The 18,229-nt window shown below is 42.7% G+C and carries 26 protein-coding genes and 2 tRNA genes; 19 read left to right on the forward strand and 9 right to left on the reverse strand.

The genetic code is table 11. The annotated features are described in order from the left end of the window. Positions 1 to 750 precede the first annotated feature (750 nt). The 5 genes from ACYQ27_RS00980 to ACYQ27_RS01000 form a co-directional block, all read right to left on the reverse strand. Complete coding sequence (locus tag ACYQ27_RS00980; protein WP_460040800.1) at positions 751 to 1,026, reverse strand: elongation factor 1-beta; 276 nt, start codon at positions 1,024 to 1,026, stop codon at positions 751 to 753. A 19-nt stretch (positions 1,027 to 1,045) separates the two neighbouring features. Continuing rightward, a complete protein-coding gene (locus ACYQ27_RS00985) occupies positions 1,046 to 1,225 on the reverse strand; it encodes a zinc finger domain-containing protein (protein ID WP_460040801.1) in 180 nt (59 codons plus the stop codon). A gap of 89 nt (positions 1,226 to 1,314) precedes the next feature. Then, a complete protein-coding gene (locus ACYQ27_RS00990; RefSeq protein ID WP_460040802.1) occupies positions 1,315 to 1,803 on the reverse strand; it encodes a nucleotidyl transferase AbiEii/AbiGii toxin family protein in 489 nt (162 codons plus the stop codon). Between the two features lie 185 nt (positions 1,804 to 1,988). Then, positions 1,989 to 2,363, reverse strand: a complete 375-nt coding sequence (locus tag ACYQ27_RS00995) for a nucleotidyl transferase AbiEii/AbiGii toxin family protein (RefSeq protein ID WP_460040803.1) — start codon at positions 2,361 to 2,363, stop codon at positions 1,989 to 1,991. Beyond that, on the reverse strand, positions 2,356 to 3,147 hold the full coding sequence (locus tag ACYQ27_RS01000) for a type IV toxin-antitoxin system AbiEi family antitoxin domain-containing protein (RefSeq protein WP_460040804.1): 792 nt from the start codon (positions 3,145 to 3,147) through the stop codon (positions 2,356 to 2,358). Before ACYQ27_RS01000 ends, ACYQ27_RS00995 begins: the two co-directional genes overlap by 8 nt. Before the next feature lie 475 nt (positions 3,148 to 3,622). On the opposite strand from ACYQ27_RS01000, the gene ACYQ27_RS01005 reads away from it, so the two are divergent. Both ACYQ27_RS01005 and ACYQ27_RS01010 read left to right on the forward strand, forming a co-directional pair. After that, positions 3,623 to 3,895 carry a ribbon-helix-helix domain-containing protein gene (locus ACYQ27_RS01005; protein ID WP_460040805.1) on the forward strand — a complete coding sequence of 91 codons (273 nt, stop codon included), beginning with the start codon at positions 3,623 to 3,625 and terminating at the stop codon, positions 3,893 to 3,895. Further along, positions 3,879 to 4,262, forward strand: coding sequence for a type II toxin-antitoxin system PemK/MazF family toxin (locus ACYQ27_RS01010; RefSeq protein WP_460040806.1), 384 nt, complete (start codon positions 3,879 to 3,881; stop codon positions 4,260 to 4,262). The genes ACYQ27_RS01005 and ACYQ27_RS01010 overlap by 17 nt, the downstream gene beginning before the upstream one ends. Before the next feature lie 293 nt (positions 4,263 to 4,555). Here ACYQ27_RS01010 and ACYQ27_RS01015 read toward each other — a convergent pair. Further along, positions 4,556 to 4,633 (reverse strand) — tRNA-Ile (locus tag ACYQ27_RS01015). 1 nt (position 4,634) lies between these two features. Beyond that, a tRNA-Glu gene (locus ACYQ27_RS01020) sits at positions 4,635 to 4,712 on the reverse strand. 504 nt (positions 4,713 to 5,216) lie between these two features. Here ACYQ27_RS01020 and ACYQ27_RS01025 point away from each other — a divergent pair. The 16 genes from ACYQ27_RS01025 to ACYQ27_RS01100 all read left to right on the forward strand — a co-directional run bounded on the left by ACYQ27_RS01025 (position 5,217) and on the right by ACYQ27_RS01100 (position 13,764). Beyond that, positions 5,217 to 5,552: a hypothetical protein gene (locus ACYQ27_RS01025; protein WP_460040807.1), complete on the forward strand. Its 336-nt coding sequence runs from the start codon at positions 5,217 to 5,219 to the stop codon at positions 5,550 to 5,552. Continuing rightward, positions 5,518 to 6,120: a nucleotidyltransferase domain-containing protein gene (locus tag ACYQ27_RS01030; protein WP_460040808.1), complete on the forward strand. Its 603-nt coding sequence runs from the start codon at positions 5,518 to 5,520 to the stop codon at positions 6,118 to 6,120. The genes ACYQ27_RS01025 and ACYQ27_RS01030 overlap by 35 nt, the downstream gene beginning before the upstream one ends. A 1,026-nt stretch (positions 6,121 to 7,146) precedes the next feature. Next, entirely contained in the window at positions 7,147 to 7,383 is a 237-nt protein-coding gene (locus tag ACYQ27_RS01035; RefSeq protein WP_460040809.1) for a hypothetical protein, read from the forward strand. Continuing rightward, on the forward strand, positions 7,358 to 7,537 hold the full coding sequence (locus ACYQ27_RS01040; protein WP_460040810.1) for a DUF2283 domain-containing protein: 180 nt from the start codon (positions 7,358 to 7,360) through the stop codon (positions 7,535 to 7,537). Before ACYQ27_RS01035 ends, ACYQ27_RS01040 begins: the two co-directional genes overlap by 26 nt. 275 nt (positions 7,538 to 7,812) lie before the next feature. After that, on the forward strand, positions 7,813 to 8,256 hold the full coding sequence (locus ACYQ27_RS01045; protein ID WP_460040811.1) for a PIN domain-containing protein: 444 nt from the start codon (positions 7,813 to 7,815) through the stop codon (positions 8,254 to 8,256). Next, the gene (locus tag ACYQ27_RS01050) at positions 8,249 to 8,482 is read left to right on the forward strand and encodes a hypothetical protein (RefSeq protein ID WP_460040812.1); all 234 of its coding nucleotides are present in this window, start codon (positions 8,249 to 8,251) and stop codon (positions 8,480 to 8,482) included. The genes ACYQ27_RS01045 and ACYQ27_RS01050 overlap by 8 nt, the downstream gene beginning before the upstream one ends. Positions 8,483 to 8,529: 47 nt before the next feature. After that, positions 8,530 to 8,733, forward strand: a complete 204-nt coding sequence (locus ACYQ27_RS01055) for a HEPN domain-containing protein (protein WP_460040813.1) — start codon at positions 8,530 to 8,532, stop codon at positions 8,731 to 8,733. A 27-nt stretch (positions 8,734 to 8,760) separates the two neighbouring features. Then, the gene (locus ACYQ27_RS01060; protein WP_460040814.1) at positions 8,761 to 9,051 is read left to right on the forward strand and encodes a nucleotidyltransferase family protein; all 291 of its coding nucleotides are present in this window, start codon (positions 8,761 to 8,763) and stop codon (positions 9,049 to 9,051) included. Next, positions 9,048 to 9,368, forward strand: a complete 321-nt coding sequence (locus ACYQ27_RS01065) for a hypothetical protein (RefSeq protein WP_460040815.1) — start codon at positions 9,048 to 9,050, stop codon at positions 9,366 to 9,368. Before ACYQ27_RS01060 ends, ACYQ27_RS01065 begins: the two co-directional genes overlap by 4 nt. After that, on the forward strand, positions 9,353 to 9,571 hold the full coding sequence (locus tag ACYQ27_RS01070; protein ID WP_460040816.1) for a DUF2283 domain-containing protein: 219 nt from the start codon (positions 9,353 to 9,355) through the stop codon (positions 9,569 to 9,571). Before ACYQ27_RS01065 ends, ACYQ27_RS01070 begins: the two co-directional genes overlap by 16 nt. 70 nt (positions 9,572 to 9,641) lie before the next feature. Next, positions 9,642 to 9,842, forward strand: a complete 201-nt coding sequence (locus ACYQ27_RS01075) for an antitoxin AF2212-like protein (RefSeq protein ID WP_460040817.1) — start codon at positions 9,642 to 9,644, stop codon at positions 9,840 to 9,842. Beyond that, positions 9,835 to 10,218: a type II toxin-antitoxin system VapC family toxin gene (locus tag ACYQ27_RS01080; protein WP_460040818.1), complete on the forward strand. Its 384-nt coding sequence runs from the start codon at positions 9,835 to 9,837 to the stop codon at positions 10,216 to 10,218. The genes ACYQ27_RS01075 and ACYQ27_RS01080 overlap by 8 nt, the downstream gene beginning before the upstream one ends. A gap of 98 nt (positions 10,219 to 10,316) precedes the next feature. Beyond that, entirely contained in the window at positions 10,317 to 10,544 is a 228-nt protein-coding gene (locus ACYQ27_RS01085; RefSeq protein ID WP_460040819.1) for a glycosyltransferase, read from the forward strand. Beyond that, a complete protein-coding gene (aglJ, locus tag ACYQ27_RS01090; protein ID WP_460040820.1) occupies positions 10,541 to 11,461 on the forward strand; it encodes an S-layer glycoprotein N-glycosyltransferase AglJ in 921 nt (306 codons plus the stop codon). The genes ACYQ27_RS01085 and aglJ overlap by 4 nt, the downstream gene beginning before the upstream one ends. Positions 11,462 to 11,473: 12 nt before the next feature. After that, positions 11,474 to 12,649 carry a DUF1972 domain-containing protein gene (locus tag ACYQ27_RS01095; protein ID WP_460040821.1) on the forward strand — a complete coding sequence of 392 codons (1,176 nt, stop codon included), beginning with the start codon at positions 11,474 to 11,476 and terminating at the stop codon, positions 12,647 to 12,649. After that, positions 12,646 to 13,764, forward strand: coding sequence for a glycosyltransferase family 4 protein (locus ACYQ27_RS01100; protein WP_460040822.1), 1,119 nt, complete (start codon positions 12,646 to 12,648; stop codon positions 13,762 to 13,764). Before ACYQ27_RS01095 ends, ACYQ27_RS01100 begins: the two co-directional genes overlap by 4 nt. On the opposite strand, the gene ACYQ27_RS01105 is transcribed toward ACYQ27_RS01100, so the two are convergent. After that, entirely contained in the window at positions 13,749 to 14,819 is a 1,071-nt protein-coding gene (locus ACYQ27_RS01105) for a glycosyltransferase family 2 protein (protein WP_460040823.1), read from the reverse strand. The two genes, ACYQ27_RS01100 and ACYQ27_RS01105, sit on opposite strands and share 16 nt — an antisense overlap. 64 nt (positions 14,820 to 14,883) lie before the next feature. On the opposite strand from ACYQ27_RS01105, the gene ACYQ27_RS01110 reads away from it, so the two are divergent. Beyond that, entirely contained in the window at positions 14,884 to 17,007 is a 2,124-nt protein-coding gene (locus ACYQ27_RS01110) for a DUF2206 domain-containing protein (protein WP_460040824.1), read from the forward strand. Here the strand turns inward: ACYQ27_RS01110 and ACYQ27_RS01115 are convergent. Further along, positions 17,004 to 18,218: a glycosyltransferase family 4 protein gene (locus ACYQ27_RS01115; RefSeq protein WP_460040825.1), complete on the reverse strand. Its 1,215-nt coding sequence runs from the start codon at positions 18,216 to 18,218 to the stop codon at positions 17,004 to 17,006. The two genes, ACYQ27_RS01110 and ACYQ27_RS01115, sit on opposite strands and share 4 nt — an antisense overlap. Between the last annotated feature and the right edge of the window lie 11 nt (positions 18,219 to 18,229).

The following is an 18,229-nucleotide window of genomic DNA, read 5'->3' on the forward strand; positions in this document are numbered from 1 at the left end:
ACCTCCGGGATGATACTCGTCTTTCAATGATTTTATCGAGGCTCTTACCTTCCGAAAGCCTCGTCCGTTAGGGTGGGGATGCAGTGTTCTTGAGTCTGCCATTCAGATCACCGAAAGCCTTTTAAGTTTTGCCAGCGTAATAGGGCCTCGAAGAGGCCGTAGTAAGACAACCCGATGAGACGAGGGGTTTCACCCTCCAGCGTTGGGGGGTTGACGCCGTAAGGCGTCCTCTCAAGGCTCTGCCCATTGAAGCGGTCAAAAACTCCGAAAGGTGGCCTTTGAACCATAACCCTGAGCCTTCCCGCTTTAGCGGGGGGTAGGGGTAACTGGCCGAAGACCCGGCCGGAGGGGTTCAGGGGACCCTTGAAAGGGTTCTCTGATGGAGACCCCTCAAACCTTCCCGCCTTTAGGTTAGGGGGTTTCCGGTGGAACCCCCGCAAAGGGGAGGAGGTCAGTGGTGTCTATAACGGTTATAACTTCAACAGTATCCTCTATTTTATCGTAGGCTATTATCAACCAGTGCCCGGGGATTCTCCTCCTACCAATTGCAACAAAATGACCCGAGCGCAGATCATAGAACTTTCTTTTGGATGAATCGATAACCGTATGTCAATCTCCCGTTCTCTAAGCCTTTCTTTTGCATGCTCTGTTAGGGCAATCCTCATCAAAACATAATTTGGCCAGAAAACTAAAAATATTGTGGTTTTTGCATTCAAATCAAGACCTTGATATGAGAAAAGGAATGAGGATTCAGATCCTCGAAACGGTCTCGACTTCCGCGCTTTCCACGTTCTCGACCTGCCTGAAGAGCTCGGCGACCTCGTCGTAGGAGTAGCCCTCGGCGTCCTTTCCGAGGACGTAGAACTTGAGCGCAACTAACCCGAAGGCTATGGGCTCGCGCTCAACCTTTGCTAAACCGAACTTCTCAGGAATTGCCGCCTTAAGCTTCTCCTCAAGCTCATCGAGGTTTACTTCAGGATCGGTCGGCATGACCTTTATAACGCCAACGAGATTGAAGTCTGTCATCTTTTTCACCTCCCTCTGTTTATGGTCCCTCCCAGCCGCACTTGGGGCATTTGTACGGTACGGCCAGGACTCTGCAGCTTTCGCATCTCCATATTATTTCCTCGCCACAGTTCGGGCACACGAAATGAGTGGCGTTTTCCCTTGGGCCTATCTCCTTTCCGCATGATGTGCACACAGGTATGTCAAATTTGGCTTCCACTGCCAACACCCCCTAGAAAGGTGGTTTTTAATCACTGAAGGGCGTTAATGGAGTTGACTTATAAACCTTTCTCTGGAGGAAGGCGCGAACTACAATGAGAGCACCTGCCCCAGTTCTTCAATCCTGAGCCTCAGGCTTTCTATCATTCCCTCCCAGTTGGGGCGTAAGCTCTTTGGAATGAAGTGGTTGGTGGAGTTGCCGATGTACCGGGCATTTTCCTTTGCGTAATCGAGCTTTTCAATTAAACTCTTTAGGAAGTCCTCATTATTAATGTGGTAGAATTCAAGGGTGAGCTTCAAAGCATTTTCCAGCCTTTTCTTATCAAACTCCATGTTGAGGGCGTGGAAAGAATCGTAGATATCCTTGCCCTCGGTGCGGTTGTAGAGAGCGGCGAGTTTCTTGGCGAGCAGGTCCTCGAAGGAGTAGACCATGAACATGGTCGGATACTCACTGACGAAGGGAGACTTAACCAGCTCAATTCTGGCCTCAACGTAGGGCGGCCTGCTGAGGTAGAACTCAACTTTAACCCTGTCCCTGTTTCCAAGGGGCTGTTTCGTAGATGGCAACAATTGGAGCATTTGAATTCTTTTGTTTTCCGTAATTTTTAAATAGTTTTGGAGTTTATTTTAGGATAGTGTGGCGGTCTCCGATATGTGGGGTTTGTAAGCCCGAATGGAGACTGAAAACGGAAGATGTGGGGAGTCTCCGTTCCCCCCGAAAGCCACCCAATGAAGACGGGAGGGTGGAAGGTTATCCGCTACGATTATTTCAAAAGTTCCAAAAGTAGCGGACAACCAGAACGGTTAGTATAGTAGCAGTCGAAGCGGAAAGTTCTGTGCAGAACCCCCGGGCCTTTAACGTCAAATCCCTCGACGAGTTTCATGCCCTCTTTTATCTCCTCGGCTGCGGTGCCGAGGTCGCCGTCAAAATAATCAATGTCTATGTCCTCAGAAAACCTTGCTGCTCCAATCTTTACAAGGTAAACCCTGTTGAGAGCAGTTCCGCCTTTAAGTATCGCCTTCTCGCCGAAGATTTCCCACAGCTGGCTTAACAAGAATGAAATACGCTCCTCCTTGGCAATGTAGTTCAGGCCCAGCCCGGTCTTCGCTGCCAGATACAGGAGCATTTCCTCATCCATACGCCCACCCCAGTATCTTCTCCTTTCCAAGGTTGTCTATCACTTTCCACTCCTTAATGCTCCTCCCGCGGGAGGGAAAAGTTGGAACGAGCTTCGTCCAGCCCTTAACTCTGCCCCTCAGATAGTTAAGAACTTCCTCGGGGATGTTTACTCCTAACTCGTTTTTGAGGAGCTCCAGAACATAGCCAGTCCTTTGGCAGAGGGAGTCGCTGGCAAAGCGTTCGAAGTAGCCCAAGAATTCGTCCCAGTCGAGTTTTCCGGCCTCATAAAGGGCTTTGGTTATCTCAGAGTAGCCCCCGCAGTATCTCGGCTTGTAAAAGCAGTCGAAGAACGTCTTCGCGAGGGTGGATGTATAGATTCCATCCTTAAGCGTCATTCCTGTGGCCTTTTCTCCCAGGGCAACGGCCTTGATCGTGTACTCTCTAATGGTTCTCTCACCTGATTTTTTTGGTGTGGCCACGAATATTGTGAATGGCTCGTATTCGAGTAAGCCATAAAGCCTCAAGGAGGAAGAGAAGGCGATGTACCCCGGGAATAGAGCAAGGGCTATCCTGTAAGGGTTTTTTATTGAGGGGTTTCCGGGGTGTTCATTGACGAGATAGAGGCCTTTCTTCAGCCTCGTGAGGTAGCCCTTTCTTGAGAGGCTCGAAAGAACCTTCCTAACCATTCCCCCGCTGAGACTTGGAAAGAGCGCTCTAATCTCGTCAGCACTCACTATATCAGTCCCTCGTATTGCCCGCATTATATCCTGTTCAGTTTTTGTCAGGTAGTAATTTTTCCACATATAATGACCAATATGGTCATTTTCTTAATAAAATTTTCGGAACAGATTAAAGGAGTGTAACTAATGGCATTCTATAACCACTCACTTGATATGCCGAGATGCGGGGTTCCATCCCTGCAGAAAACTTTGCCTTCGCAAAGTTTCATCAAAGTTTGTGTGTCCTCATTGACGATCTTCTCCAAAATGGTTTTTCCGTATAATACTCAAACTCACATGTTTCACTCCAACAGCGCCCTACGGGCGCTAAAACAATAAGAAACCAAAACAAAAAACGGCTGATTGAAATAAAACCAGTCAAAACTCTCAAACTTATATAGAAGACACACAAACTTACTTCAGCAGATTATGCAGTTAAGACTTTTGATCAACCTCTGCCCAGCAAAGGTTGCTGGGGGCTCCACCCCCTCGCCCCATGTGGAAACCTTTTTATGATGTCGGACAAATGGGTTAAATAGGGATACAAATGGGTGCCAGCGTGAAGATTACTGCTAGGATTCCCCCGGCACTAGCGGCCGAAATAGACCGGCTGGTTCAGGCGGGGTATTACTCCAGCAGGAGTGAGGTCATCAAAGAGGCCCTCAGGGACTTTATAATGAGGAACAAACTCCTCCCAAAGGAGATCAGGGATGAAGAATACCTGAAAGCTATCCAGAAGATGGTAGAGCCCATCCTTGCCGAGGATTGGGAAAGCGAGGCCGACGAGTACTGGAGCGAGGTTAAGGGTGTGAAGTATGAGCCCGAGATGTGAGCCCAAAGGAGATCTCCAGCAGTGGGAGATTATTACGGTGGCTTTCCCTTTTACCGACTCGGCACGGAAGAAGCCCCGCCCTGTTTTGATCCTCTCAAACTCAAAGTTCAACAGAGTCAGCAACAGCATCGTGGTCTGCCAAATAACGTCCAACCTTGGGAGCGGGTTCGAGGAGTACAATGTTGAGATAACGGGAGATGACGTTTGCCTTTATGAAGGAGCCTTTATCCGGCCGAGCCTCATAAAGCCGTACATTGTGTTTTCCGTCTCAAAACGTGAAGTCCGAACCAGAATAGGGATGCTGTCCCCTGAAAAAATCGATGAGGTTAGAGCCAACCTGAGGAAACTATTTTTAACCGGGCTCTAGTTCAATGAAACTAAAATTCCTTACCCGGGCAAGCATCGTTGTCTTCCCAACACCACGGAGGCCGTAGAGGACAAGAATCCGCCTCTCCCCGCTCTTGGGGAAAGATCCTCACCGCATTATAGTCTATCCAAACAGAACAAAATCCCCATGTCTTAGTCGACTTGAACAGACTAGAGCCCAAATTTGGTGGAGATTAACTTGGTTTCTGTCTTATACTCTCTGAAGGACAGTGCCCTTAGAACCATACACAAACCTTCCGCCGGCACTGAAACTTTTCGCCAGAAAAGTTTCTATGGTGGGCCCGCGGGGCTTCGAACCCCGGACCTCCCGCTTATCAGGCGGGCGCTCTGACCAGGCTGAGCCACGGGCCCATGGTGCCCCGGCCGGGATTTGAACCCGGGTCGCGGGATCGAGAGTCCCGCATGATTGACCGGGCTACACCACCGGGGCGTGTCCAATACCATAAGGCTGGAGTTGATTTAAAAAGTTTTCGGCCTGCATTGGAATAACTGCGGTTTATTGCGGCTTTCCTGCTTTCAGGGTATGGGAAGGTATCCGTGGAGTTAACTAGGGACTTATGAAGGAAAAGGGCCGGGTGGTCAGCATTTCCATGGACATTTTGGGTATGTTTGAATACTGTACATGCTTCTGGAAATCGGAGGCCCGCGTAGCGTTTTTAATCAATGATTTGCCCCGGAAGTGGTCTAATATTCTGAAAACGGGGGATTAGACACTGAAAGGAGGGTGATATTTTTTCCTTCAAGCCTCGCCCTTCAGGGCTGGAGAAGAGGTCAGATGTTGGCGTAACCAGGGTCAAAAGAAGGTCTGTTTATTGAATGAGAAAAACATCCATTTCCAATATATTAATGGTGGTCTAAAGCATATTCGTGGTCATGAGAACAAAAAAGCTTTTATATTGCTTTGTTGTTCTCATGACCGAAAAGAGGCGATTATATGCCGATAGATTTAGGCCGTTTAAAGGCTAATATTCGGGAGTACATAGATATGGGAGAGTTAGCTTATAAACAGGGAAAATATAATGCTTCCCTAATGCTTTACTTTAAAGCTTTGGTTGGAATTTGTGATTACATCATTAAGAGGGATTTAAACAAAGAGCCGGAGAACCATACTCATAGGTTCAGGATTTTAAGGGAGCATTATCCGGATTTGTACAGGGTAGTTGATAAGTTCGTTAATTTCTACCGGGACACCTATCAGGAGAGGGTTAGAAAAAGAGAAGTGGAGGAGTTGAGGAATGCCGTTCTCAGGCTTACCGATAGAATTAGATAAGCTTATGGGGGTAGCCAAAAAGTTCAAGAAAAAGCATAGGAAAATCTTCGATATTGTCCTCTATGGATCCTCCGTAAAGGGAAAAAAGAAGCCTAATGATTATGATTTTATGCTCCTTTTGAGGAGAGCAAGGGAGGGAGAAAGATTTGATTTAGCTTTTGAATTCAAAGAGAAACTCTTAGACTTGGGCTTTCCTCACGAAAAGTTAGACGTCAAGGCCATCAACCTGGAGAGTCTTTGGGATCCAAACTATCTGGCTACCCCTGGAATTATCATAGAAGGTTTTTCACTCACCAGGGGAAAGCCAATCCACGAACTAATGAACAGTGAAGGGTATAGTTTGTTTAATATAAATCTGCACGGATTAGATAAGAACCAGAGAAAGAAGTTTAATTATGCCCTTAAGGGGAGAAATGGGGATGGTGGGTTTATCAAAGAAATTAACGGAAAATACTTAGCTCCTTGGGTAATTTTAATCCCTATAGAGAATACTTACAGATTCAAAGAATTCTTGGACTATTGGGGAGTGGAGTATGAGGTTTATTTAATGTTTGGTATTAAAGCTTAGCCTGCTGTTCTTTTTAACCATTAAGGGTCAGAGAAGGTTTTAATAAGAGGTTGGCTATTCCTCAGCTTGACATTTTTCTTTTGCAGGCCTCGCCCTTCAGGGCCGGGGAAGAAGTCCCCCCATCATCAAAGACATATGGAAAAGTGGAAGGATGTATGGTATCTGGCTATGTGCAGAGAAAAGTTTCGGGAAGGTGAAGAAAGCTTAGTTTCAGAAAAGGGAATTAACCAAGTTTGCTATGTGCAGAGGAAAGTTTCGGAAAGGTGAAGAAAGTTCCACAGAATGATATCGTGTGGAAGCTGTTTCTTTTGTTGTGCCTGTATATTTTTGGGATTGTGAATTTTTTTGAAGTTTTGAGGGTGATTTTGTTTTGGACTATTTCCGTTCAGCCTGAAGGCTGGTGGCCTTCTGTTTGAGGCAGCCGGTGGCTTCGATGTGAACGGGTAAATGAAAATTTCGGTGAGCGGAAGGATAAGGACGTGCAAAAAAGGGGTCAAGTTTAGGGTCAAGTTTAGGGTCAAAAAGCATTTGCGAGAAGCCTTAATAACCTGCGTGAATTTTTCACGCAGAATGGGATGCTTCACTTTTTCCTCCCGCTCAAATTTTTCAATCAGAGTTTCATGGCTTCCCTCACCGCAGCGCCCAATGTCCCGAAGAAACCCCGGAAGATTTCAGAAGAACACACTTTGAAAACGTAGTAGAGGGATGTTTCTCTTTTAGACCTGCACTCATTAATCGTTAATTCAGAGGAAAATTTCAACCTCTGCAGAGATTATGAGGTAACAGATTTCTGGATGTTGTTTATGAAGCAAAACTGGTAACTCGTGATAAGGATCTGCTCGATTTGAGGGATAGCAAAAGGAAGGTGGCATCACTTTAAAAATACTGAGAGCCGAAGAATTTCAGGAATGGCTGAGAGGCGAGTGATATGAAAACCCTCGAAGAGATCGGGAGGATATCTATTTTGAAACCGAAACTCCCTTAAAAAAGAAAATAAGAACAACAGAGAAATACTGGGAATTTATCGTGAGCATAAAGCACCCAATAATGAGGGACAGGGAAAAAGACACTGTTCAAACCCTAAAAGAGCCCGATTTTATCAGGCAGAGCAGAAAAAACGCCGGTGTGTACCTTTACTATCGCAAAATCAGGGATAAGTTTATCTGTGTTGTATGCAAACATCTAAACGGGGATGGATTTATAATCACAACTTACATCACCGATAGAGTTAAGGAAGGTGCGGAGATATGGAGAGGAGGTTAATTTTAATTCACAACAAAGATATGAAGACGCTCGATATCTGTTTGATGATCCGGAAAAGGAAGCCGTCTGTGAGGAGGTCGGAGAGGGAATTATCCTGAAAAAGGATGAGAACGGCAGGGTAATTAGGATAGGGGTGCTTTTACTTTTCGCATGAAGACATCCCCCTTGAGTTCAGGGCCATTGCGAGGAGCATTAAAACATAACAATGGAGTATGCCGGGAAGAGGTGAAAATCTGACCTCCTCCCCCTTTGTGAGGGTTCAGCTTTAGTCCCCCGCTATTGATGGGGAGGAGGTCAGCACTCCAAAACTTAAAAGGATTTCAGTGATTTGAATGTCTGACTCAGGAACACTGCATCCCTGCCCCGAGGCTTTCAAAAGAAAGATATTGAACTCGAAAAAAGAGAGTGAAGAAAGGAGCGGTGAAAAACATGAGAATATATCTTGATGTTTGCTGCCTCAATAGGCCATTTGATGACCAAAGTAATGAGAGGATTCGACTTGAAAGTGAAGCCGTTCTTATAGTCCTAGAAAGATGCCTCGATGAGTGGATAATGATAGGCAGCGAAGTTATAGATTATGAAATTTCAAAAATCCCTGATAGTGAGAGAAGAGAAAAAGTTAAGATACTGGCTTCCATCGCAAGGGAGAAAGTCGTCCTTGAAAGCGAAATAATAAAGAGGGCAAAAGAAATAGAGAAGCTGAGTATTAAAGCAATGGATGCCCTCCATATTGCCTGCGCTGAAAGGGCCTCCAATATTATGCTGACGACAGATGATCCTCTTATCAAAAAGGTTAAAGAGAATGGGGATAAAATCAAAGTGAGAGTTATGAATCCGGTTAAGTTTGTTGAGGAGGTGCTGGGGATTGAGTGAGGTTAGAACAATTAGTGAGATCAGAAAAATCGGAATTAAAGCTTTAACACAGTCTTTAGGCCCGATTGGGATGGTTCGCTTCCTTCAGAGCTTTGAGATGGGTTACGGTGACTACACGAAGGAGAGGCACGAGTGGCTGGAGGAAAACATGGACAAAATCATAAGGGAGATAAAAAAGAGAAGAAGCCTTGGGTTGGAATACGAATCAAAAGATACTCAAGTTTAAGTTCATTGAAAACCAAAAATCCGCAAAAGAGCTGAGGGCTGAGATTTATGATGATTTTTGGACATTCCGTGGCAGAGCTCTGCAGGAGAGTTATAACCCATGACAGAGAATTTGAAAAAATCAAGAAGGCATCTGTACTGGATAAGTATTATATCCCAACGAGATACCCAAACGGACTGCCGGGAGGGGTCCCCTATGAGGTCTTTGATGAAGTTGACGCTGAGAGGGCGGTTAAGCTAGCTGACTCGTGAAAAGGAAGCTGAAGAACGGTGGATAACATGGATCTTGGGGAGATTGAGAAAATTTTAAAGGAGCACAGGAGAGAGCTGGAGAGAAAGTTTAAGGTTAAGGAGATCGGGATTTTTGGCTCTTACGTGAGGGGAGAGCAGAGTGAGAGAAGCGACGTTGACATTCTTGTGGACTTTTATGAGACGCCATCGCTCTTCGAATTCATAGAGCTTGAGATGTATTTAAGCGACCTGCTTGGAGTTAAAGTTGACCTTGTCATGAAGAGGGCTTTAAAACCACACATAAAACAGTACGTCTTAAGGGAGGTCATTTATGTATGAGTTCTAATGATCTTTATTTTGAAACAGAGACACCATTGAAAAAGAAAATAAGAACGACAAGAGAATACTGGGAGTTTATCGTGAAAGTGAAGCATCCGATAATGAGAGGAAGAGAGAAAGATGTAGTCATGACGCTAAAAGATCCAGAGTTCATCAGGCAGAGCAGGAAAGACCCTAATGTATATCTTTATTATCGCAGGACTGGAGATAAGTTTATCTGTGTTGTATGCAGACATTTGAATGGAGATGGATTTATAATCACAACTTACATCACCGATAGAATTAAGGAAGGTGAGGAGATATGGAGAGGAGGTTAATTTTAATTCACAACAAAGATATGGAGACGCTCGATATCTGGTTTGATGATCCGGAAAAGGAGGCAATCTGTGAAGAAGTTGGAGAGGGAATTATTTTGAAAAAAGATAAAAACGGCAGGGTAATTGGAATAGAAGTGCTTTACTTTTCACATGAAGACATTCCTCTGGAATTCAAAGCCATCGCGAAGACTGCCAGAACATGAACTAGGATAAAGGTGAGATAATGAAGGTTGTGATGATTAAAGTTCCGGACATGAATCAAGGTGAGGAGTCATGCCAAAAGTTGTTGAGGCTGTTTATGAGAATGGAGTGTTAAAGCTCACAAAACCGATAAAGCTTCCAAAAAGGAAGAAAATCCTTGTGTATATTGAAGAAAAGAGGTTCTCCGAATTAATCGATGAGCTTGAGCTCGAAGCCAGGGAAGATTTGGACAAAACACTGAGGGAAATCAGGAGGAAGAGGTATTATGAATAAAGCAGCGTTAGACACAAGTGTGATAGTGAAGAGTATACTTGCTCCAAGAAAGTCACTTCCCAAGGATGTTTACGAGAGAGAAATTGAAACCCACAAAAAATGTCGAAAACTGGTAAAGTTCATTGACAGCAAAGATTTTGAGGTTTATATTCCAAATGTAGCACTTGTCGAGATTGCAAGTGTTTTAAAGAGGAACGGATATCACAGACTAATTCCACGAGTCTTAGAATCACTTTCAGCTTCATACATCTTTATACCAGAAGAAGACATATTTGAACTGAGCATCGAAGTCGCCACGAAAACCGGAGCTTCCGGCTTTGATTGCTATTTCATAGGCAACTGCTCTATTGCTCAACGCCACTTTAATAACCGATGACAAAAAAATGAACAGACATGCTCGTTCAATAGGTTTAAACAGCATACTCATCCGAGAAAAAGAGCTCGAAGAGATAAAGAAAAAGCTGGGTGAATAACATGAAAACCCTAATAGTAATTCCCGCATATAATGAGGAATTAACTATTGGTTCGGTCGTTGCTTTAGCGAGGAAGTACGGCGATGTCTTGGTGGTTGACGACGGGTCGGGTGACAGGACATCGGAGATCGCCCGTGAGGCAGGCGCAATTGTTATAAGGCACGGCACTATGGTTGTTATAATAAATGCAGAAAATCAGCTTAACGGTGCGCTCAGGGTGGTTGCATGATAAAAAAGCTCGCATTTACGCCGTCAGATGTCACCATAATAATCCCAACCCTAAATGAGGCGGAGGGCATCGGGAAGGTAATAGATGAGTTCAAAAAGCTCGGCTATAACAACATCCTCGTTATAGACGGCAACAGTGAAGATGATACCCGGAAGATTGCGAGAGAGAAAGGAGCGAGAGTTGTCGTGCAGAGCGGCAGGGGCAAGGGCCAGGCCGTTGCGGAGGCCTTTTCCCTCGTTGACACAGAGGTTGCCGTTCTGATCGACGGCGATGGCACGTACGACCCGAAGGACATAGAGAAGATGCTCGAACCCATAAGGAGAGGGGTTGCGGAGCACGTCATAGGCAACAGGCTGGTTAACTTTAAGGACGGCGCTTTTACAAGGCTCAACCTCATGGGCAACAAGATTCTGAACTGGATTTTCCGGGTTCTCTACGGGGTTGAGCTCTACGACATCCTTTCCGGATACAGGGCATTGAGGAAGGACGTCTATAAAAACGCCAACCTTCTGAAGCACGGGTTTGAGGTCGAGGCCGAGCTTACCGTTGAGACCCTCGCCAACGGCTTCAGGATCATGGAGGTGCCCATAAACTATTACAAGCGTCACGGGGATACCAAGCTCAGCCCCCTTGGAGATGGTCTCAGGATAGGCAGGACGATAGCCGAGCTCCTCGTGAGGTACAACCCGGCAAAGTACCTCTACTTCCTCGGCGGGCTGTTCCTTCTCCTCGGTCTGCTCTCCGGGGCTTATGTGGTCTATGAGTGGTTCAGACACATCTCCCACAACCTTCTGGCTATAGTTACTGCCATCCTTGTCCTCGGCGGGGTCCAGTTCATGGCGATCGGCTTTGTGATGAGCTACCTCTTCAGGGTGATGGTCGAGGTCAAGAAGAGCATAAGGGAGCTGAAGGAGTAGGCGGGTGGAAGAGTGAAGCCAAGGGTTGCAATAATCGGCCTCAGAGGCATTCCCTCAAAGTACGGTGGGACTGAGACGTTTGTTGAGGAGCTTACTGAGAGGCTAAAGGGGAGTTTTAGGTTTTATGTCATGCATGAAGACCGAAAATTCTTTGAGGACGAGTATAATGGGATAATTCGGGTGCATTCCCCAGCAGTTGAAAGCAAGAGCACGAGCATCCCGTCAATCAACGACTTCCTGAACGCCGTGTACATCCTTTCAAAGCACGGGGATGAGATTGACCTGCTGTACTTCCTTGGGCCTGACAGCTCTGTGGCCGCACTGCTGGCCCGATTTTCAAAAAAGAAAATCCTCATCAACCCCGACGGTGTGGAGTGGCGCAGGTTGATAAAAAGAAGCCGCTTTGTGTCCTTCCACCTCTTTCCGGTGTACCTCGCCACGATGATCTACATGTACCTCATGGAGTACCTGTCCTGTAAAGTTCCTGACATTGTTGTTGCAGATTCCCTTGGAATTAGGGAGCATCTGGAGGAAAGGCACAAACCGAGGAAGGTCGTCTATATCGCCTACGGCGCGAGGGAGCTTGTTCCTTCCGGCCTTTCTAAGGATGAGGAGCTGAAGGCACTTGAAGAGTTCGGGCTTGAGCCTGGGGGATACTACCTCACAGTCGCCAGAATAGTTGCGGAGAACAACATCCACCTTGAGGTCGAGGGCTTTAAGAAAGCTAACTCAGAAAAAAAGCTCGTCATAGTGGGAAACTTCAACGAAAAAGACCCCTACACAAGGCACCTCCTGAGGCTGAGGGGCGGTGATGAAAACATTGTGTTCCTCGATCCGATATACGACAGGGAAGTCCTTGGAGTTCTGAGGAAGAACTGCTTCGCCTACATCCACGCCTACGAGGTCGGCGGGACGAATCCATCTTTACTTGAGCAGATGCTGTTTAAGAGGCCTATCTTGGCCTATGACGTGCCATTCAACAGGGAGGTTCTGCAGGAGGGGGGGATATATTTTAAAGATGCCAATGATTTGAGTAATAAAATGAGGATTCTTGAGCGCGGGGAGTTCGACCTAAGGCTTATAAGAAAGACCCAGGTTAAGAGGATACGGAGGCAGTACAACTGGGAGAAGGTCGCGAGGGAGTATGAGAGGGTGTTTAAATCCTTAATCGGAGGGAGACAGTTATGAAGCTCCTTTTAATCAACTACATGGAAACCACAGCACCGGGCGGAATTAATAAAGTGGTGTTTGAAATTGTCAGGTGGCTCTCTAAGTGGGGTCATGAAGTAGTAGTTTTTAACCCTGCTTGGAATGACAAACTGCAAATGACTGAAGAAGAGATAGAGAATTTCAAGTTGATCAGAGGGTATAAGTACAGGGAATTCCTTTATGGTCTTAGTGTCAAAAATGTTAAAGTTATCAAGGAGATAATAAGAAAGTTTAATCCAGATATTGTTCATGTTCATGGAGCACATACATTATTTTCGGCGGAAATACTCTTTCTTTTAAAAAATATGATACGATTTAATCCTGTAGTTTTTACACCCCATTATGATCCACTTAATAGGAACACAATTGCAGGCAAAATATTTGGGTCGCTTTATGATAAAACAATTAACAGGCACTTTATTAATCTTGTTGATCATTTGATTTCTGTCTCAGATTTTGAGGCTAAAAATGTTAGAGTTATCTTTAGAGTTCCATTTGAGAAGATAACAGTAATTCCACATGGGGTTCCAAAGATAGTGGCGAGAAGAAAGTCAAAAAAGTTTGGATCCCCACTTAGACTCCTTTATGTTGGGTATCTAAATGAATACAAAGGAGTCAATTATATAATATTGACTCTCCATCATCTTGTATATTATTTTAGATTCAAAGATGTTAGATTAAGAATAATCGGAGAGGGGCCCGAAAAAAGAAACCTTCTATTATTGTCAAAGAAACTAAAAGTCGAAAAGTTTATAGAGTGGATTCCTTTCCTTCCTCATGAAGAAGTCCTAAGAGAGATGAAAAAGGCTGATATCTTTTTGTTATTATCAAAATCAGAAGGTTATGGAATTGTAGTTGCTGAGGCATTAGCCATGGGAACTCCGGCAATAGTAACAAAAGGGACAGCTTTAGAGGAGTTTACAAAGGAACCAGGATGTTTTGGCGTTGATTATCCACCCGATCCAAAGGAGGTAGCAAAGTTAATCTTAAAAATCGTGAACAGCGATGTCAAAGTTGGACCATTTAGCAAGAAGATAAGGACTTGGGATGATGTTATTAGAGATTACGAAGATGTGTATTATTCCCTACTGTAAGCCGGTTTTCCTGTTTCCCCCCGGATGCCGTTTATCAGACCCAAAATAAAACTAACGGCTACTTTCGAATTTTGATAATACAAAAAATATACGCCCTCTAAAAAAGCAAGCCTTATGGTTAGTGTGAATCCCAAACTCAAAAATCTCTCAAGTCCATATAGCTCTTTTCGTATAAAATGAATGGCATTGCGGGCAAACAAATATGTGGCAAATGAACTTATCCTTTTTTCTGATGGGTTATTTGATCCAGTCTTGTGCCAGATACGAGCTTGTGGATTAACTTTCAGGTAATATCCATACCTTGAAGTTCTGTAACAAAAGTCGGTCTCTTCCCAATACGCAAAAAAATCTTCATCTAAAAGACCAATCTTCTGGAATGCACTACGTCTAATCAGCATACAAGCTCCATGGACTTCATCTGTTAAGACTGGGTTAGTATAATTACAGGAGTTTTGCTTATGTCCAAATATCTGTTTGTGGAGGAATATTGGAATAAAATTTACTCCACAGTACTGTATTATGTTAATCCTTCCATTATAATCATAATAATAAATCTTCGGCCCAACAATCCCAATTTTCTCATCGCTCTCTGCAACCTTAACGAGCTCCGTCAAAAAGTTCGGGTCGACAACGGTGTCATTATTTAGCAATAGGACATAATCCGGATTCAAGACGCTCAGGGCAAATTTTATTCCAACGTTATTGCCTCCGGCAAAGCCATAGTTGTCCCTGTTCTTTATCAAAATCATTCTTCTGTTAACGTCGTACTTTTCATAAACCGGGCGATTGAACTTCCCCTGCTTTGCTTCGTCCTCATCAACCTCAAAGACCTTTATCGGCTTGTTACTGGGATTGTATTCAAAAAACTTTGAAACAACCTTGATTTTCCCCCCGGCGTATTCTTTAATCTTCTGAAGGGAATCATCCTTAGAACCATTATCAACCACAATAACATCGTAATTGGGATAGTTAATCCTGTAAACTGACTCCAAGCATTCAACCGTATCCTTCCAGCCGTTCCAGTTGAGGATTATTATTGAGATCCTCGGTATCATGACAAACTATTTTAAAGCAATAACCTTTTTAATGCTTTCTTCTTTTTTATAACTCGGTGAGCAGATGCTGAATAATATAAGCTTTAAAAAATTTGCAGTCATATCACTGTCATTGCTTTTAGCGTTTAATGGGAGCATAGCATTGGATTACTTTAATTTGAGTATTCCATTGATTAGGCAGATTTTTGGATTTTTGTTCTTAACATTCATCCCCGGATACACAATTTTAAGAATATTACGGATTGGTAGGATTGATAAGGTCGAGTCTCTTCTCTATGCAGTTGGATTAAGTCTTTTTTATGTAATGATTGTCAGTGTTGTAATCAATTTTGTCTATCCAACGATCGGAATTGAAAAACCAATAACGCTAAAGTCGCTTTTAGTAACTTTCAACGCCACATACCTTTTACTTCTACTTGGATCATATCTTAGAGATAAAAGTTATTTGGGAAGTGAAAATATTAGTAGAACAAAGCTCAGAGATATTTTAAATCCTCAAGTTTTGGGATTATCACTTTTGCCTATTTTGGCAATTTTAGGAAGCTATAACATGAATGAGAAAGTGAACTTACTAACTATTGTTCTTGTTGATATCTCATTTGCATTTTTGATTTTCCAGAATAAGTTGAAAAGAGAGGCATTCGCAGTATGGACTTTTTCTTTGTCTTTGTTGTATGTATATTGGATGTTCTCACATCATATATGGGGAAGGGATATATATGTAGAGTACCAAATTGCACATTTAACCTACATAAATGGACTATGGAATTTTCAAATAAAACAGAATTATAATGCAATCCCTATAGTAACATTAATGATCCCCATTTTTTCGGAACTTCTTAAAATTAATTTAACATATGTATTCAAAGCTCTAATGCCCTTTTACATCTCTTTGCTTCCAGTTGCTCTTTATTATCTCGTAAATACTAGTGTTCTCAAAGATAAAAGGCTTTCTCTCCTTGCAATATTCCTTTTCATTTCTGATTGGTACTACAAAATAAATTATATCACTGTGAGGCAAGCTATAGCAGAGTTGTATATAGTACTGTTGATTATTACAATGATCCATAAGAAAAGTAAGATACTAATATTATCCTTTATCCTTGGGATAATATTCTCCCATTATGGCTCATCATCTATCTTTTTGTTAGCCATTGTTGGAGCATGTGTCTCGTCACAAATTGTTAAACCTGCAAACAAGGTAGATGGAGACATTATCAAAAAGGTTACATTAATATATGGAGTTGCTATGCTTTCTTGGTATCTTTACATTGCTAGCTCCTCGTTATATTATTCATGGAGATTTGCTATAAATGGTCTAATTATAGGAATAAAAGAGATGTTGCTACAGGAAACAGCCCTGAAATTTGTTGCTGAAAGTCCAAGTGGATTGCTTAGCAATATTTATAAAGCCTGGTACTTAACTGCACAGTTTGTGACAGCCGTGGGCTTTTTATATTACATTTACACAAGAAAGCTAAAATTGGCCTTATTCAATTATTTCTCAATAATGGGAATGGGACTTTGGGGAGCGATGGTAGCCTTACCTTTCTTTGCAAAGTTTATGGATCCAGCAAGAACATACCATTTTTCTTTGTTGTTTGTAAGTCAGTATTTCTCTTTTGGAATAATTGCTCTGCAAGAGAAATTAACAAAGCTTGTTCATATTAAATTCTCTAAGAAAAAAGCCTATAAGGTTGCGACAGTGTTTTTGGTAGTTTTGTTGCTTTTTAATACTGGAGTGATGTATGAGATTTTTAAATACCAACCAAAAGAAATACCCGTAAGCTGGAGCTGGATGGCATTCTCAGAGGATTCAACATATAGATATAAATTTTATGTTGATTATAGAACATTTGATCAGAATGTTGTTGCAGGTAATTGGATTAAAATGTTTAAAGAAAACAAAAAAATCCTAACGGACACGCCTGGAAAAGCAAATTTAAAAGCATATGCACTAATGGGGGATAAAGACGTGGCTTTGTTAACAAAAATAGACAATGCAATGCTAACCAATAGTTACATCTTTTTAGGATACAATGTAATGAGGGGGGACATACTAGTGTACTCCATCCCAATATTAAAGGGAAAACCGATAACATATATTAAATATGCCACATGGAGAATATTCTTAAAAACTGTAAAAAACACCATATATTCAAATGATGATGCCATGATCTTGGTTTAATCTCTACCACTTCGTAGTCCCACATATAGCGCTTTTTCAAACTCTTTTGTAGCTTTTTCCCAAGTAAATTGTTTTATATGGTTATACCCTCTCTCGGCTATCTTTTTAGCCTCATCCCAATTGTTAAGCAAGTAGTTAATTCCTTCAACAATTTTTTGAGGATTCTGAGGTGGAACTACGATTGCAGTTTTGCCTGGAATTGTATAATGTGGAACTGCTCCTACATTCGTAGAAACTACTGCACATTTACAAGCCATCGCTTCCATAGGGGGCAAATAAAAGCCTTCTACCCAGCTAGGTCCTATAAAGATATGGGCTTTACAATACAATTGTCTTAGTTCTTCATCACTTGGTCTCTCAAAAAATTTAACCCAATTTGGCAGATTACTAGGCTTTCTCGGCCCATAAAGCCAAATTTCAACTTTATCCTTGTATCTTGTATAAACCTCTCTAAGAGCCTTTAAACCATCTAAGTCTCCTTTCCATGGAATTCCACGATAAGGCATTAAAATAATCCTCTTTTCAGCATTCCAATCTTTCTCATTATCGCAATGGAAAATATCGAAATTCACACCATTTATTATCATCCCATAAACTTTTTGCCCAAAACGCTTTTCTAAAAGTTCCTTAAGCCATGGAGAAATTGTAATTTTCTTCAATGGCATTGTATATGTTGCATCCACAAGCTCTTTCACTTTCTTAAGATAGGGATCCTCTGGGATAATGTATGACATTGCTATTGGAAGGCGGTTGGTGTCTTTTTCAATTTCTCTTGCTTTTTCCCAACACTTCAAGCTATTCCAAATGTCCCATATTTCATAATGCTGAACAAAATAAAATTTTTCTCCTTTCTCTTTTGGCAGAGCATTCACAAAATATGCTGTTCGCCAAGCAGTTGCTATTATAACGTCCGAATCTGGAAGTAGTTTCCCCACCAATCTAGCAAATCTAGCGTCTATTGTGGGTATAGGAATTAAACTAGCATCTAAATTAAACCAACTAATCTTATTTCGTGACAGTGTATTCTTAACCCCTCCTACAATCTTTGCTGTTACTATCTTTAATCTTGATCGAGATGGTGGAACTCCAGGTATTAACGGATATATAACATATACCTGATGTCCCGTTCTTATTAAATGATTAGCATACTCTAAAACTACCCTAGTGCCCCCTGTGATTCCAATTCCTGGGATGACAAAAGTGATTCTCATCAACATCCCTC

The organism is Thermococcus atlanticus, from assembly GCF_054657855.1.

What these genes read in the sequence shown, in the direction of transcription:
- ACYQ27_RS01110 (WP_460040824.1), top strand. Translation starts at nt 14,884, where the DNA reads ATGCTGAATAATATAAGCTTTAAAAAATTTGCAGTCATATCACTGTCA.
- ACYQ27_RS01080 (WP_460040818.1), top strand. Translation starts at nt 9,835, where the DNA reads ATGAATAAAGCAGCGTTAGACACAAGTGTGATAGTGAAGAGTATACTT.
- ACYQ27_RS00980 (WP_460040800.1), bottom strand. Translation starts at nt 1,026, where the DNA reads ATGACAGACTTCAATCTCGTTGGCGTTATAAAGGTCATGCCGACCGAT.
- ACYQ27_RS01100 (WP_460040822.1), top strand. Translation starts at nt 12,646, where the DNA reads ATGAAGCTCCTTTTAATCAACTACATGGAAACCACAGCACCGGGCGGA.
- ACYQ27_RS00990 (WP_460040802.1), bottom strand. Translation starts at nt 1,803, where the DNA reads ATGCTCCAATTGTTGCCATCTACGAAACAGCCCCTTGGAAACAGGGAC.
- ACYQ27_RS01025 (WP_460040807.1), top strand. Translation starts at nt 5,217, where the DNA reads ATGCCGATAGATTTAGGCCGTTTAAAGGCTAATATTCGGGAGTACATA.
- ACYQ27_RS01010 (WP_460040806.1), top strand. Translation starts at nt 3,879, where the DNA reads ATGAGCCCGAGATGTGAGCCCAAAGGAGATCTCCAGCAGTGGGAGATT.
- ACYQ27_RS01000 (WP_460040804.1), bottom strand. Translation starts at nt 3,147, where the DNA reads ATGTGGAAAAATTACTACCTGACAAAAACTGAACAGGATATAATGCGG.
- ACYQ27_RS01065 (WP_460040815.1), top strand. Translation starts at nt 9,048, where the DNA reads ATGAGTTCTAATGATCTTTATTTTGAAACAGAGACACCATTGAAAAAG.
- ACYQ27_RS01115 (WP_460040825.1), bottom strand. Translation starts at nt 18,218, where the DNA reads ATGAGAATCACTTTTGTCATCCCAGGAATTGGAATCACAGGGGGCACT.
- ACYQ27_RS00995 (WP_460040803.1), bottom strand. Translation starts at nt 2,363, where the DNA reads ATGGATGAGGAAATGCTCCTGTATCTGGCAGCGAAGACCGGGCTGGGC.
- ACYQ27_RS01045 (WP_460040811.1), top strand. Translation starts at nt 7,813, where the DNA reads ATGAGAATATATCTTGATGTTTGCTGCCTCAATAGGCCATTTGATGAC.
- ACYQ27_RS01060 (WP_460040814.1), top strand. Translation starts at nt 8,761, where the DNA reads ATGGATCTTGGGGAGATTGAGAAAATTTTAAAGGAGCACAGGAGAGAG.
- ACYQ27_RS01085 (WP_460040819.1), top strand. Translation starts at nt 10,317, where the DNA reads ATGAAAACCCTAATAGTAATTCCCGCATATAATGAGGAATTAACTATT.
- ACYQ27_RS01075 (WP_460040817.1), top strand. Translation starts at nt 9,642, where the DNA reads ATGCCAAAAGTTGTTGAGGCTGTTTATGAGAATGGAGTGTTAAAGCTC.
- ACYQ27_RS01055 (WP_460040813.1), top strand. Translation starts at nt 8,530, where the DNA reads ATGATGATTTTTGGACATTCCGTGGCAGAGCTCTGCAGGAGAGTTATA.
- ACYQ27_RS01105 (WP_460040823.1), bottom strand. Translation starts at nt 14,819, where the DNA reads ATGATACCGAGGATCTCAATAATAATCCTCAACTGGAACGGCTGGAAG.
- ACYQ27_RS01070 (WP_460040816.1), top strand. Translation starts at nt 9,353, where the DNA reads ATGGAGAGGAGGTTAATTTTAATTCACAACAAAGATATGGAGACGCTC.
- ACYQ27_RS01030 (WP_460040808.1), top strand. Translation starts at nt 5,518, where the DNA reads ATGCCGTTCTCAGGCTTACCGATAGAATTAGATAAGCTTATGGGGGTA.
- aglJ (WP_460040820.1), top strand. Translation starts at nt 10,541, where the DNA reads ATGATAAAAAAGCTCGCATTTACGCCGTCAGATGTCACCATAATAATC.